Source organism: Microbacterium sp. PMB16, assembly GCF_051294855.1.
Classification (GTDB): Bacteria; Actinomycetota; Actinomycetes; order Actinomycetales; family Microbacteriaceae; genus Microbacterium.
Window position 1 is genome coordinate 3,877,279 of sequence record NZ_CP145908.1, and the last position, 14,724, is coordinate 3,892,002.

General features: G+C 68.0%; 11 protein-coding genes. 4 read left to right on the forward strand and 7 right to left on the reverse strand.

The genetic code is table 11. The annotated features are described in order from the left end of the window. The first annotated feature begins 120 nt into the window (after positions 1 to 120). Positions 121 to 1,572: a DUF2510 domain-containing protein gene (locus V5D55_RS18680; RefSeq protein ID WP_435745977.1), complete on the forward strand. Its 1,452-nt coding sequence runs from the start codon at positions 121 to 123 to the stop codon at positions 1,570 to 1,572. A 70-nt stretch (positions 1,573 to 1,642) separates the two neighbouring features. Here V5D55_RS18680 and prfB read toward each other — a convergent pair whose 3' ends face one another. After that, the gene (gene prfB, locus V5D55_RS18685; RefSeq protein WP_435745980.1) at positions 1,643 to 2,752 is read right to left on the reverse strand and encodes a peptide chain release factor 2; all 1,110 of its coding nucleotides are present in this window, start codon (positions 2,750 to 2,752) and stop codon (positions 1,643 to 1,645) included. 120 nt (positions 2,753 to 2,872) lie between these two features. Here prfB and V5D55_RS18690 point away from each other — a divergent pair, with 120 nt between their 5' ends. Then, positions 2,873 to 4,105, forward strand: coding sequence for an MFS transporter (locus tag V5D55_RS18690; protein WP_435749342.1), 1,233 nt, complete (start codon positions 2,873 to 2,875; stop codon positions 4,103 to 4,105). A 5-nt stretch (positions 4,106 to 4,110) separates the two neighbouring features. After that, on the forward strand, positions 4,111 to 4,707 hold the full coding sequence (locus V5D55_RS18695) for an NUDIX hydrolase (RefSeq protein WP_435749343.1): 597 nt from the start codon (positions 4,111 to 4,113) through the stop codon (positions 4,705 to 4,707). Here the strand turns inward: V5D55_RS18695 and V5D55_RS18700 are convergent. Genes V5D55_RS18700 through V5D55_RS18725 form a run of 6 tightly spaced genes read right to left on the reverse strand, consistent with a single transcriptional unit; the run spans position 4,633 to position 12,031 of the window. Beyond that, complete coding sequence (locus tag V5D55_RS18700; RefSeq protein ID WP_435745983.1) at positions 4,633 to 6,276, reverse strand: glycoside hydrolase family 13 protein; 1,644 nt, start codon at positions 6,274 to 6,276, stop codon at positions 4,633 to 4,635. The genes V5D55_RS18695 and V5D55_RS18700 overlap by 75 nt on opposite strands. 6 nt (positions 6,277 to 6,282) lie before the next feature. Beyond that, positions 6,283 to 7,155, reverse strand: a complete 873-nt coding sequence (locus V5D55_RS18705) for a carbohydrate ABC transporter permease (protein ID WP_435745985.1) — start codon at positions 7,153 to 7,155, stop codon at positions 6,283 to 6,285. Continuing rightward, on the reverse strand, positions 7,145 to 8,107 hold the full coding sequence (locus V5D55_RS18710; protein WP_435745987.1) for a carbohydrate ABC transporter permease: 963 nt from the start codon (positions 8,105 to 8,107) through the stop codon (positions 7,145 to 7,147). Before V5D55_RS18710 ends, V5D55_RS18705 begins: the two co-directional genes overlap by 11 nt. A gap of 1 nt (position 8,108) precedes the next feature. Then, entirely contained in the window at positions 8,109 to 9,389 is a 1,281-nt protein-coding gene (locus V5D55_RS18715) for an ABC transporter substrate-binding protein (RefSeq protein ID WP_435745989.1), read from the reverse strand. A 12-nt stretch (positions 9,390 to 9,401) separates the two neighbouring features. Further along, a complete protein-coding gene (locus tag V5D55_RS18720) occupies positions 9,402 to 10,994 on the reverse strand; it encodes an FAD-dependent oxidoreductase (protein WP_435745991.1) in 1,593 nt (530 codons plus the stop codon). Beyond that, complete coding sequence (locus tag V5D55_RS18725; protein WP_435745994.1) at positions 10,991 to 12,031, reverse strand: LacI family DNA-binding transcriptional regulator; 1,041 nt, start codon at positions 12,029 to 12,031, stop codon at positions 10,991 to 10,993. The genes V5D55_RS18720 and V5D55_RS18725 overlap by 4 nt, the downstream gene beginning before the upstream one ends. 167 nt (positions 12,032 to 12,198) lie before the next feature. Between V5D55_RS18725 and V5D55_RS18730 the strand changes: the two genes are divergently transcribed. Next, a complete protein-coding gene (locus V5D55_RS18730) occupies positions 12,199 to 14,532 on the forward strand; it encodes a hypothetical protein (RefSeq protein WP_435745997.1) in 2,334 nt (777 codons plus the stop codon). The last annotated feature ends 192 nt before the right edge of the window (positions 14,533 to 14,724 follow it).

The following is a 14,724-nucleotide window of genomic DNA, read 5'->3' on the forward strand; positions in this document are numbered from 1 at the left end:
ACGGCGTCATGGGTATCGGTCCCCACACATGGGCCTGAACGACGTCGCCCGCCACTGCTATACATGGAGGTGGCGTTCTCGCGCGGTTCCGCGCGCGCCAGGGACTTCGAGGGGGACACCATGACGACACCCGCCGGTTGGTACGACGACGGCTCCGGACGACAGCGCTGGTGGGACGGTCAGCAGTGGACCGAGCACTTCGCGCCCGAGGTCGCGGCGGCAGCTGAGCCGGAACCCGCGGTCGAGGCCGAGGCCTCCGCGGAGGCTGAAGCTCCGGTTCAGGAGGAGGCACCCGTTCACGAAGCGGCGCCCGTTCACGAAGCGGCGCCCGTTCACGAAGCGGCGCCGGTCATCGAGCAGATCCCGACGGTGGACGAGACTCCCGCGGCCACAGAGGCTCCTGCCGCCGCTGTTCCCGAGATCCCGACGACCCCCGAGATCCCGACGACTCCCGACTACTCCGCCCAGACGGCTGCGCCGGATGCCGCGGAAGACACGGTCGTGGCGCCCGAGGCTGCCCGCGACTGGGCCGTCCCCTCGGAGCAGCCGACGCACGACGCGTCGCAGACCGCGGCGTTCACGGCTCCCGGAGCCGCGGCCCCTGCCGCTCCTCTCGGAACATCGGGTTACCCGGGCACCGCTCCGGTCGCCCCACCGGTTCCCCCCGTCCCGCAGAGTGGCGCTCCTGTCTACCCCGGCGCTCCGGGCCAGGCCTACGCCACCGCGCCGGGCGCCTATGCGTCTGCTCCCGGCGGGTACGGCGCACCGGGCGCGTATGCTCCCGGTGGGTACCCGGCTGCTGCGCCGTACGCCGCATCCGCTCCGACCGGTCCGCAGAAGGTCTCCGTCCTGGGACTGGTCGGTCTCGGTCTCGCCGCACTCGGTGTGATCCTCGCCTTCATCCCGTTCACTCTGCCGTTCGCGTGGATCCTGCTGGGCGCCGGTTTCGTCGTGTCCCTCATCTCGGTCTTCCTCAAGGGCAAGAAGTGGCCAGGAATCACCGGCATGGGCGTCTCCGTGCTCGGCGCGATCATCGCCTTCATCATGGGGTTCGTCTTCCTCTTCGCCCTGGCCAGCCAGTTCGACACCCCCGACCCGTTCCCCACCTCGGAGAGCGACGGCGGCACGGACGGGGGAACCGATGGCGGCACCGACGAAGGAACCGCACCGGGTGACGTCGCCGAGGGAAGCATGGGCGAGCCCGTCACCGTGAAGCAGCTGTCCGGCACAGGCGAGGTCACGGTCAACTCGGCGACGTGGAGCGCGACGAACGACTCCGGCTTCGACCCCACCAACGGCGGCTACCTGCTCGTCGACCTCACGTGGGAGACGCTCGACGGCACGACCTACGTCAACCCGCTCTACTTCTCGGTCGAGACGGCAGAGGGCACCACGGGCGACTACGACATCTTCGGCGACGCGACTCTCGAAGCCAGCGAACAGCCCGCCGGGGAGTCCACGCAGGGCAGCATCTCCTTCGACGTGGCTCAGAGCGGCTCGTACCAGGTCATCATCACCAACGAGCTCATGCAGGAAGTGGCACGCGTGACGGTCGAAGCCTCCGCAGGCTGATCGCTCCAGACGAAAGGCCCGGATGCTGTCAGCATCCGGGCCTTTCGTCATGGAGAGGTGATCTCCGAGATCAGTCCTCGTCTTTGCGCTTGCGCCAGCGGATGCCGGCCGAGATGAAGCCGTCGAGATCGCCGTCGAAGACGTTCGCCGGGTTGCCCGACTCGTGGCCGGTGCGGAGGTCCTTGACCAGCTGCTGGCCGTAGAGGAAGTAGGAGCGCATCTGGTCGCCCCAGCTCGCGGTGATGGTGCCCGCGAGTTCCTTCTTCTTCGCCGCTTCCTGCTCCTTCTGCTGCAGCAGGAGGCGGGTCTGCAGCACGCGCATCGCGGCCGCACGGTTCTGGATCTGTGACTTCTCGTTCTGCATCGACACGACGATGCCGGTCGGAAGGTGCGTCAGGCGCACGGCGGAGTCGGTCGTGTTGACGGACTGGCCACCGGGGCCGGACGAGCGGAAGACGTCGACCCGGATGTCGTTCTCGGGGATGTCGACCTCGGTCGCCTCCTCCATCAGCGGGATGACCTCGACGGCGGCGAACGATGTCTGGCGCTTGTCGGCAGAGCCGAACGGGCTGATGCGGGCGAGACGGTGGGTACCGGCCTCCACCGAGATGGTTCCGAACGCGTAGGGGGCGTCGATCTCGAACGTCGCCGACTTGATGCCGGCGCCTTCGGCGTACGACGTGTCCATGACCTTGACGGGGTACTTGTGCCGCTCCGCCCAACGCAGGTACATGCGCATGAGCATCTCGGCGAAGTCGGTGGCGTCGTCGCCGCCGGCACCGGAGCGGATCGTGATGATCGCGGAGCGCTCGTCGTACTCGCCGTCGAGGAGTGTCTGCACCTCGAGCTGGTTGATGACGTCGGTGAGCGCTGCGAGCTCGGTGCGGGCCTCCTGCACGGACTCCTCGTCACCCATCTCGTTGGCGAGACCGATCAGCACCTCGAGGTCGTCGAGGCGCGAGCCGATACCGGTGATGCGCGCGAGCTCCGACTGGCGGTGGCTGAGTGCGCTCGTGATCTTCTGAGCGTTCTCGGTGTCGTCCCACAGGTCGGGGGCGCCGGCCTCTTCGCTGAGCCTCGCGATCTCGTCGCGGAGGTAGGAGACATCGACGACCTCGCTGATGTCGCCGAAGGTGTGCCTGAGCGCCTGGATTTCGGCGGAGAGATCTAGTTCGAGCATGACACCCCAGCCTAACGTGCCACGTGCCCGCGCGGGGACGGCTCGTCCGCAGTGCCGCCGGGACGGGAGTAGCGTGAAAGCGTGAGCAGTGCTTCGACGGTCCTTCGACAGTTCGGACCGATGGTGTACCTGCCGACGATCCTCTTCTCGCTCGGCGAGGGCGCGGTGATCCCCCTCATCCCGATCCTGGCCGCATCGATGGGCGCGGACGTCGCCTTCGCCGCCCTCGTCGCCTCGGCGCTGGTCGTCGGGCAGCTGTGCGGCAACCTGCCGGCAGGCTGGGCCGTCGGCCGCATCGGTGAGCGCTTCACGATGGTGATCGCCGGCGTGATCGCGATCGGCGCCGCCGTGGGCATGGTGTTCGCCCCGTCGCTCGGTGTGCTCGCGGCATCCGTCTTCCTGTTGGGCATGTGCGCGGCGGCCTTCGGTCTCGCACGGCACTCCTTCATGACGACGCGGGTGCCGGTCGCGTTCCGCGCGCGCTCGCTGTCGTTGCTCGGCGGCAGCTTCCGGCTCGGCATCTTCATCGGTCCCTTCATCGCCGCAGGCCTCCTGCAGCTCTTCGGGAACGAGCAGGCGGCGATCTGGTTCTTCCTCGGGTGCCTGATCGTGATGGTGCTGCTGGTGCTGCTGGGCCCCGACCCGGAGAAGACGATCCCGGCGATCACGCAGGTGCGCTACACGGAGGACTCCGGCGAGGCGGTCAGCGGCTCGATCCCCACGATCGAGCGCGCGGGCATCTTCCAGACGATGTGGCGGCAGCGGGCGGTGCTCGGTCGTCTCGGGCTGGCTGCGGCATCGCTCTCCGCCGTGCGGTCGGCACGCCAGGTGGTGCTCCCGTTGTGGGGTCTGTCCCTGGGCCTCGATGCCTCGACGATCGCGCTCGTCGTCGGCATCTCGGGCGCGATCGACTTCGCCCTCTTCTACGCGAGCGGCCAGGTGATGGACCGGTTCGGACGCCTGTGGGCGGCGATGCCCGCCATGGTGCTGATGGGTGCCGCGTTCCTCGCGCTGTCGTTCACGCACGACGTCGACGCGTCGGTGCTGTGGTTCGGCATGTTCGCCGCGGTGCTGGGTGTGGGGAACGGCCTGTCGAGCGGCATCCTGCTCACCCTCGGGGCCGACGTCGCACCGAAGCGCGAGCCGGCCGCGTTCCTCGGGTCGTGGCGGACGCTGACGGATGCCGGAGGCGCGATCGCCCCGCTGCTGGTCTCCGCGATCACCGCGGTGGCGTCGCTGTCGATCGCGGCGGCCGCGATGGGAGTCATCGGTCTGGTCGGTGCTGCCGGGTTCCTCCGCTGGATCCCGAAGTTCGTGCCGCGGACGCGGGCGGAACCCGAGGAGGAAGAGTGAGCGGGATGCTGGCGGCCGACGTTCATCGACTCGTCGCCGACTTCGCGCCGAGGTCGGCGCGCGACCGCGCGGCGCAGGAGGACTTCGCCTCGTTCTTCCCGGACGAATCCGGGCCGGTGTGGCGGGAATCCGGCCCGGATCACGCCACCGCCTCGTGCGTCGTGCTCGATGAGACGCTCACGCAGACGCTCCTCGTCTTCCACGGCAAGGGCCGGTTCTGGGTGCAGCCCGGCGGGCATGCAGAAGAGGGCGACGAGTCCGTCGTCGCTGCGGCGTTGCGCGAACTGCGCGAGGAGACGGGCATCGAGGCCTCTCCCCCGGCCGGCCCTCTCGCCTACGACCTCGACCACCACGGGCTCTCATCGAACTTCGGCCGCTGCGCCTCGCACTACGACATCGGGATCGCCGTGATCGTCGACCCCGAGCTCGCCCTGACGGTGAGCGACGAGTCGGAGGACGTTCGGTGGTGGCCGGTGAATGCGCTGCCGGCCGAGGTTCCGGCACAGCTGGAGCCGCGGCTGCGGGGCCTACTGGACAGGATCCGCTTCCTTCGCGATGCGTCCCCAGATCGTGCGGTCGGGAGCGAGCCAGCCCCGTGGTGAGCGGTCGCTCGCCAGGAAGACGTTGAGGCCAGGCGGGACTCTCATCGGCTCGCTGCCGAAGTTCGTGATCGAGACCACCTCACGGCGCCGGAACGCCACCACGTCGTCGCCCAGATCGAACCACTCGAAGTCGCCGCCGCGCAGATCCGGCAGCTCGCGCCGCGCTCGCAGTGACGCGCGATACAACGAGAGCGTCGAATCGCTGTCCGGCTCCTGCCGTTCGACGGCGTAGGTGTACCAGTCTTCTGGCTGCGTGAGCCAGGTGGACGTCCCCGGCTCCGGCGAGAATCCGAACGGCCGGCGCATCCCTGCCCAGGGCAGCGGCACGCGGCATCCGTCCCGGCCCGGGCTCACGCCGTCGGTGCGGAAGTACATCGGATCCTGCAACTCGCCGGTGGCGAGATCCTCCACCTCCGGGAGGCCGAGTTCGTCACCCTGGTAGACGTAGAGCGAGCCGGGGAGCGCGGCGATGAGCAGCGCAGCGGCATGAGCTCGACGGCGGCCGAGGGCGAGATCCGTGCGGATGCCCCAGCGTTTCGTCTCGAATGAGAATGCGGTGTCGGCGCGACCGAAGCGCGTCACGGGCCTCGTGACGTCGTGATTCGAGAGCACCCAGGTGCACGGCGCTCCGACCTTCCGATGCAGCTCCATCATCTGGCCGATGGACTCGCGGTACTCGTCCGCCCGCCAGGCTCTCGTCATCAGGTCGAAGTTGAACGCCGTGTGGAGTTCGTCCGGTGCGAGGTAGCGTGCGAATCGCTCACCGTCAGGAAGCCACACCTCCCCGATGAGCACGCGTTCATCGTCGTAGCCGTCGGCGATCTCGCGCCAGCGACGGTACACCGGATGGACTTCGTCCCTGTCGAGGTTCGGGTGCCGCCCTGGTTCGTGCGAGCCGTCGTCCTCCGGTAGTTCCGGATCCTTCATGATGTGAGCCGCGGAGTCGATGCGGATGCCGGCGACACCGCGATCGAACCAGAAGCGCAACAGCTCCTCGTGCTCGCGGATCACGTCAGGATGCTCCCAGTTCAGATCCGGCTGCTCCGACGAGAACAGGTGGAGATACCACTCGCCGGGCCGACCGTCGGGATCGATGGTCCTGGTCCAGGTGCCGCCGCCGAAGTTGTTCTTCCACCGGGTCGGTGGCTCCACTCCCCCGTCACCGCGCCCCGGATGGAACCAGAACCGCTTCCGCGCATCCGATCCCGGCGGGGAGGCGAGCGCCTCGACGAACCAGGGATGCCGCTCCGACACGTGATTGGGCACCAGGTCGATGATCGTGCGGATGCCGACCTCGCGGGCCTCCCGGATGAGAGCCTCCGCCTCTTCGAGCGTGCCGAACGTCGGATCGATCTCTCGATAGTCCTCGACGTCGTAGCCGCCGTCCGCGAGCGGCGACCGGTACCAGGGCGTGAACCAGAGCGCGTCGATGCCGAGCGCGACGAAGTACGGCAGCGCGGCACGGACTCCGGCGAGGTCGCCGACCCCGTCGCCGTCTCCGTCCCTGAAACTCCGCGGATACACCTCATACACGGCGGCGCTGCGCCACCATTCCTCCCGGCCGCCCATGCGCCGCTATCCCTTGAGCCCCGAGTGCGCGAGGCCCTCGACGAACTGCTTCTGCGCGATGACGAACACGATGAGCATGGGCACCACGGTCATGCTCGCCGCAGCGAGCTGTGTGTTCCACATCTCGCCGCCGTAGGCATCGGCGTAGCGGGTGAGCGCCTGGGGCAGCGTGAACAGCTCCGGCGAGGTGAGGTAGACGGTTGGCTCGAGGTACAGGTTCCACGAGGCGAGGAACGTGAGGATGGCGACCGCGGACAGCGCGGGCTTGGCCAGCGGCATGCTGATCCGCCACCAGATCCCCACCCGTCCGAGTCCGTCCAGACGTGCCGCCTCCTCGAGCTCGCCGGGGAGGGCGATGAAGAACTGCCGCATGATGAAGGTCGCCAGCACGCACGGCGCGGCGAGAGCGGTCACCAGGATGAGCGGCCAGTGCGTGTTCACCAGGCCGGCCTGCGTGAACATCTGGAACAGCGGGACAATGGTCACCTCGCTCGGCACGAGCAGGCCGACGAGCACGACGAAGAAGAGCACGTTGCGTCCGGGGAACCGGATCCTCGCGAAGGCGTATCCGGCGAGGCTCGACACCAGCATGGCCACGAGCGTGACGACGACAGCGATGTAAACGCTGTTGAAGTACTGACGCGCGAAGGGCTGGAAGGTGAACGCCTCCGCATAGGCGGCGAAGGTCGGCGAATCAGTGAAGATCGTCGGCGGCGACTGGAAGATCTCGTTCAACGGTTTGAGCGACGAGGCGATCATCCAGAGCGTCGGGACGACGAAGGGGATCGCGAGGACCGACAGCGAGACGACGAGGATGATGCGGCGCACGGCGTGCCGTCCGCGTCGCTCCTTCTGCGAAAGGGCGATCTCAGTCTTCATAGAACACCCACTTCTTGCGGAGCTGCCACTGCAGCAGGGTGAGCAGCATCACGAACGTGAGCAGCATGAGCGCGAGGGTGGACCCGTACCCGATGTCGTTGAACTCGAAGGCCTGCTGGAAGACGTAGTAGACCAGCACGGTGGTGGAGAGGCCCGGGCCGCCGCCGGTGAGGACGGCGATCTGGGCGAACGCCTGCAGAGCCCCGACGATCGTGATGATCGCCGTGAGCAGCACGGTCGGTGAGATGAGCGGGAGGGTGATGCGGAAGAAGATCGCGCGGCTTCCTGCCCCGTCGATCCTCGCCGCCTCGTGCAGCTCGCTCGGCACGCCCTGGAGGGCCGAGAGGAACAGCACCATGTTGATGCCGACGCTGCGCACCACCTGCGAGACGATCACCGCGATCATGGCCGTGTCGCCGCTCTGCAGCCAGTTGGGGCCGTCGATGCCGATGACGGAGAGTGCGCCGTTGATGCCGCCGTTGTCCTGCAGGAGGAAACCCCAGACGAGTGTCCACGCGACCACAGACACGACGACCGGCGAGAAGAACAGCGTGCGGAAGAAGGTGACGCCGCGGAAGCGCCTGTTCAGCATCACGGCGAGACCGAGGCCGAGCGCGATGTTCAGGACGACGATGCCGCCGGAGAAGACCAGCGTCGCCAGGAGCACCGACGGCAACTGGGGGTCGGTGAGAAGTGCGGCGTAGTTGTCGCCGCCGACGAAGTCGAGCTGTCCGCTGAAGATGTTCCAGTCGTTGAGGCTGTACCAGACGGCGAGCCCGACGGGCACCAGCACGAACAGCACGACGCCGACGATCTGCGGCGTGATGAACAGGTAGCCCGCGAGCGCATCGCGGCGCGCGGCCGACCAGAACGGTCGTTTGGGAGGAGCAGGGAGGGGCCGGGAGGCGCCGGAGGGCGCCTCCCGGGTTTCAGCAGCGGTCGCGATGCTCATGTCATTTGGCGAGCGCGGGCTGGATCGCGTCGCAGACCTGTCCGAGCACCTTCTCGACGTCGGCATCCGCGACCCACAGCGCGTCGAAGGCCGCCTTGCCCTTCTGGGCGATCTCAGCCGGGTTGGTGTGGTTGGGCAGCGTCACGGCGTCCGGCAGCTGGTCGACGACGACGGTCTGCAGCTGGTCGGCGGTGAGCTTGGTGTTGTTCTCGGCGAGCTTCTCGCCGGTGAGCAGTGAGGTGCGGGGCGGCGGGAAGTACTGAGCGAGCAGTGCCGCGTTCTCGGGGTCGGTCAGGTACGCCAGGAAGTCGGTGGCCTCCTGCGTGTGCGCACTGGAGGAGAGCACGCCGACTCCGGCCTGGCCGATCACGGAGTAGTCGCCTTCCGGGCCCGCCGGCAGCGGGATGACGTCGTAGGCGAAGGAGTCGTCGAGCAGCGAGGCGCGCGACACCTGCGCGACGGTGAACGCCGCATCCCCGGCGAAGAAGTCGGCTGCGGTACCCGGACCCGGCATCGACTTGTCGACGAACGCCGCATCGTGGAGGAACTGGAACGCGTCGACCATCTCCGGACTGTCGAACGTGCAGGTCGCTCCGTCCGCCGACCAGGCCGAGGCACCCCAGCCGGTCCAGACGGTGGCGAGGTTGTTCCACGACGAGTAGTCGAAGTCACGGATGACGAAGCCCGCCTTGCCGGTGGACGCATTGACCGCAGCGCCGATCGTCGAGATGTCGTCCCAGGTCGGGTCTCCCGAGGGAAGAGTCTGCCCTGCCTGCGCCAGCAGGTCGGTGTTGATGTACAGCGCGAACGGCGAGTTGGAGAACGGGTAGGCGTACAGCTCGTCGTCGACGGAGAACTCGGCCGTCACACTCTCCAGCAGATCGTCGTAGTCCCAGCCGTCGGTGGCCTTCAGCTTCTCGGTGAGCGGGACGAGCGCGTCTGCGGCGATGAGGTCCTTCGACAGGTCGCCCATCCATGCGAGGTCGGGCGCATTGCCGCCGGCGATCTGCGTGGTGAGGGTGGTGTTGTAGTCGGCGAAGGGCAGGCTCTCGAACGTGATCGAGCCGATCTCCGGGTGGTCTTCCTTGTACGAGTCGGCGATCGAGTCGAAGAGTGCGAGCTGATCTTCGTTCGATGTCCAGACGCTCATCCGCAGATCGACGCTGCCTGGTGCTGCCGAGGTCTCGACCGGTTCCGGCGCGGCTGCTGCGCAGCCCGTGGCGATGAGGCCGATCGATGCCGTCAACGCCGCGGCGCTGAACAGCTTCTTTGCTGTGTTCATGACTTTCCTTCTCTAGTAGCCGAGGATCTCGGGCCAGTGGATCTCCACGCCGACCTCGCCGAGGCGGGACTGGAGTCGTTCGGTGAGCGCAGGCTGGGCTGCGACGTCGTGGGGGCGGTGTCCCTGCTCGAGGCAGAAGCTCGCGAGTTCGCCGGCCGATTCGCCGATGTTCCACTCGACGGGGTGCAGGCGGTACGCGCCGTTCGTGATGTGCGTCGTGCCGATGTTCTTCGCCGACGGGATCAGGTTCTTCGTGCGCACCGGGATGAGGGCGCCGAGCGGGATCTCGAACGGTGCGCACTCGACATCGATGTAGTTGTCGCCGCCCGTCGAAGGGTGCAGGTCGATGCGGTACATGCCCACCCCGACCGTGTCGTCGAAGGTCGCCGGTCCGCCGTGCCCGCGAAGGGCCACCGAGATGTCCTGCTCGACCACGGTGCGGAGCGCACGGATGCGACGGGACTCGCGGATGTACGGAGCCTGGGCGAAGCCGTCGTCGCTGCCGATGACGTCGCCGCGCAGCCGGAGACCGGGCCAGCCGAACCCTCCGTCCGGGCGCGGTGCCTCGGTCTGCAGCCAGTGGAAGTAGGCCAACGACTGCGCTTTGGCCGCTGCCAGGTGTGCGTCTTTGTCAACCGTGTCGATGATCGATCCGCCGACGTAGTCGAGCTGCGGCCAGTTCGCCAGCACGATGTCGCTCGGGGCGAAGCCGTCACGGAAGGTCTGCCGAGCGGCGATGCGGCGGAACTGCCACAGATCGGTGTCGCCGGGGTCGACGCGGGGATCACCGGAGCGATCGAGATCGGGGTTGACGTCGAGCGTGCGCTCCTCCGGCTCGAGCGTGCGCGGATTCGGGGCGATGAACGACAGCATCGGCGCACCCCAGAACGGGAGTTCGAGCTGCTTCCACTCCTCGTAGTCGGCGGGACGAGGGATCGTGTGATCTCCGTCGACGTGGTCGAAGATGAAGCACCAGGCGATCGATTGCACGTTCCCGGCATCCGCCGTCTCGGCCGCGCTCGGCTCGCCCGTCTCTGCGCGGGCCTCTGCACCGACGACGTACTCCGTGCCGGTCAGGGGCAGCAGGTCTCCGGTCTCTGTGGCGTCGAGAACGAACGAGGCTTCGATGACGGTGCGGATGCCGGAGCGCAGGTTCTCGACGGTGACCGATCGCACCACGTCGTCGATGACGTCTGCTGCGACAGCCACGGTGGGTTGCAGCACGACCAGCTGCCCGTTCGAGCGGTACGGCGCCAGCATCTGGTCGATCACCGACACCGCGACGCGCGGCTCGTGACACAGGCGGCTCACTCGCCCGCGACCCGGATTCAGCTCGCGGTCGGCGCGGGCTTCCTCGGACAGCGGGTAGTGGTCACGGTAGTAGCGGCGGATGCCGTCGCGGAGGGAGCGGTAGCGCGCGGTGACACCGAACTGCTCCACCCAGATGTGCTCGTCGGGCGGCACGGCCTGCGAGGTGAGCTGCCCGCCGAGCCAGGCGTACTCCTCGGCGAGCACGACGCGATGACCGCGCTCGAGGACGGCGAGGGCGGCAGCGACACCACCGAGCCCGCCGCCGATGATGGCGACGTCGGTGCGGAGGGTCACTGCTGAGGCCGTTCGATGAGCGTGGCGCCGAACTCGACCTCGGCGCTCAGGAGACGCTGGGTGTCGAGCTGCGGCCAGTCCTCTTCGGCCGAGCTGGAGACGAGCTGCTGCAGCAGGGCGAGTGCCTCGACCGCGACCTGCTCGCGGGGCACGTGGAAGCCGGTGAGGGCACGATCGCCGACCCGGTGGCCGCGCACCTCGGCGAGGGAAGCCACCGAGATGTCGGCCGGAACGCGCGTGCCCGACTTCGACAGCGCGTGGATCACGTCTTCGGCGAGGAACGAGTCCTCTGCGAACACCACGGTCGCCGGGCCGACCGCGTCGACCAGGGATGCGACCTCCGCCTCGCGGACGAAGTCGAACCGCAGCAGGCCGGCCGCGTCTGCGGCACGCACGGCCCTCATGCGATCGTCGGCGGCAGGGCTCGTCAGGTCGTGGTGCACGTAGACTGCGCGCTCGTGTCCGAGCCGGACTGCGCGCTCGATGAGTGCAGTGGTCGCGGTGACGTAGTCGAGACCGACGTAGGGCACCTTGGCATCCGTCTCGTCTCGACGCCCCACCGCCACGAAGGGGAACTGCTCGTCGACGAGGCGTGCCAGGTCGTCGCCGTCCATCCGCTGTCCGAGCAGGATGCAACCGTCGGCCAGACGGAGGCGGGTGTTCTTGTGGAAGAGGCGGCGGGAGCCCTCCTCGACCGGAGAGCTCGTGAAGAACAGCAGATCGCAGCCGGCGCGCTCGGCGGCGCGCTCGATGCCGTTGAGGAGGGGACCGTAGAAGTCCATGCTCTCCGGCGAGAGCGCTGCCTCGTAGGTGAAGACGCCGATGATCTGATTGTCGAGACCGGCGAGCCGGCGAGCGGCGGGGTCGGCGACGTAGGTGGACTGCTCGATCGCCTGCTTGACGCGGGCACGAGTCGCGGCGGGGATACGCACGCTCGCTCCGTCGCGGTCGTTGAGCACCATCGACACGGTGCTCTGGCTCACCCCGGCGATCTCCGCGATCTCGCGTTGCGTCACCTTGCGTGGCTTCGATGCCATCCTGACTCCTGACCCAGTGATAATTCGTATTTTCAGGACGATAATACGTATCTGCAATCTTTGCAACTTCTCTTGACAACCGCGGGAGACGCTCCCCAGGATGGGAAAACCCGAATCTGCTGATACGTATCATCAGGTTCCCTCCCCCACACACCGCAGGAGTGACGATGACGTCAACACCAGTGCCCCATACGCCCGGAATCAGCCGCCGGGGATTCCTCAAGGCCACGATCGCCGCCGGCGTCGTCCTCGTCGCGCAGGCGAGTCCGGTCACCGCGCACGCGGCCGCAGGCGATGTCACCCTGTCGGCGACCGGCATCAGCGTGCTCGCGAGCGTCGGCGGTCGGATCGCGATCCGCGACGCGTCAGGCGTGATCCGCACCCAGGGTTCGCGGTTCCAGGTCAAGGATCGCCTCACCGGCATCCATGTCTCCACCGGGGGCACACCGACCCTCGTCACGGACGCCACCGGCGCCCCCGCGATCCGGATGGATTACACGTTCGACACCGCCGCGGGATCGACGACCGTCGTCGGCATGATCACCGTGTCGACCTCCCACGCTCATCTCGAGTGGGAGGTGCAGGGCGCAGCGACGCTCGTCCCGGACGGATTCCTCTTCAGCCGCGCGATCCTGAACCCGACGACCCCCGACGACTTCGTCGCTGTCACCGAGTGGGTGCGCGACGATCGCGGCGGCATCCCGTTCGAGCAGACGGCGGGCATCGCCCACGTCTCCTCCTGGGGCGCGCTGCACGGCATGTTCCTCCTCGAGCGCTCTCGTCAGGCGTGGACCAACACCACCTGGGTGCACGCGCCCGGCACCGCGCTGCCCGGCGGTGGATACCTCAGCGAGACCGACTTCTTCTTCAGCGAGACCCGCCCGTCGGCGACGGCGACGATCGGTCGGGGCGACGAGCTCGGGATCGAACTGCGCACCGGTCAGGCCTTCAACATCTGGCAGGGAGGGCAGACCGCGTCTCTGACGGCCCTCGTCGCCAATGGCGGCGACGCGGCGAAGAACGTGGAGCTGTCGTGGTGGGTGCGCGACTTCAACGGCGCGCAACTCGCCGCCAGCACGGTGATCGTGCCCGTCGCCGCCGGCGGAACGGCCGAGCACACGTTCAGCCTCGTCATCCCGGCGCAGGGAATCGCACTGGCGGAGGTGACGGCGAGCGCCGGTACCGACGCCGCTTTCGCCCGCACGACTCTCGCCGCACTCCCCCCGCGTACTCTCGATCCGAGCGCTGCGAGCATGTTCGGCATGGCGAACTACCCCTGGCTCCTCCGGCCGTCCGCGACCGCCGTCCTCGATCTGTGGCAGCGGGTCGGTGTGAGTCGGGTGCGCATCTCCTACGCCGGGGGTCCCGGACTTCCGCCGGCGGATTTCGATGCCAGGGGCATGCTCCACAACATCGAGCTGCAGCCTGCGCTGGAGGTCACCGACACGGTCGCGGCCGAGTGGGCGACCGCCAATGTCGCGACGGCCATCGCCGCCGGAGCGGACTACTTCGAGGTCGGCAACGAGCTCAACCGACCGTTCAACACAGGACTCGCCGCGCAGTCCTACATCGACAAGGCGCTGCGTCCTGTGGTCGACAGGGTGGCGGCGACGGGGTCGACGATCAAGATCATGAACAACGGCCTCGCGGGGATGGACAAGCCGTGGGTCGAGAACTTCATCGCCGGCGGCGGATGGGATCTCATCGATGCTTTCGCGTACCACCCGGGGCGCGGCAACTTCACGCCCGACTACGTCCCGGACGGGGACGACTGGGAGGAGTCGAGCAACGGCACGTACTGGAATTTCTACGGCGGCCTGAAGCAGTTGAAGGCCCTGATGGACGTGCACGGCGAGAAGGAGATCTGGCTCACCGAGGCGTATGCGTGCACCCGGCCGAACGGCTGGTGGAACGACACGTACCGGCATGCGGCCGAGAACGTGTTCCTCACGCTCGCGCTCGCGAAGGCCGAGGGCATCCGCAACGTCTGCTGGTACCAGTTCCACGACAGCGTGCTGGGGAACCCCCAGGTGGCGGACCCGATGAACGGCGAGTACCACTACGGGCTGATGAACCGCGACCTGAGCGCGAAGCCGTCGCTCCTCGCTTACGCGAACGCCGCCACCACTCTCGACGGAGCGACGTTCCTCGGCTGGCTCGACTTCGGCGACGCGCACTCGAAGGGCATGCTCTTCGACACGCCTCACGGCCAGGCCGCGGTGCTGTGGAGCCGCGCCGACGGCTACCTCCTCAACACCGACCACGATCCTGCCGACTGGCACTTCGCCGCGCCCGAGGTCTGGGTCGATCCGTGGCCCACGAAGACGCACCTCTCGCTGCCGGCATCCGGTGGCACGGTGTTCCAGCGCGACTCGATCGGGCAGCAGTCCACCCTCACCATCTCGGGAGGGATGGTCGATGTCGTGATCGACGGGGCGCCGCGGGTGTTCTACGGCCTCGATGTCTCTGCCTGCATCAGCGGCACAGCGGCAGGCTCCTGACGCCGACCAGCTGAAGTGAGCGCGGCGCAATCCGTGATGTCAGTCGAAGGCCGCGCGACTGTTCGCAGTCGATTTCGGTTCCGCACCTTCGGGAATCAAGGGCGATAACAACGGCGGTCGATGAGTGGCTGCGAACGTTCAGCGCTGGCCCCACGCGCGCAGGCAACGTCACCGCACGAGTGACAACGGTGA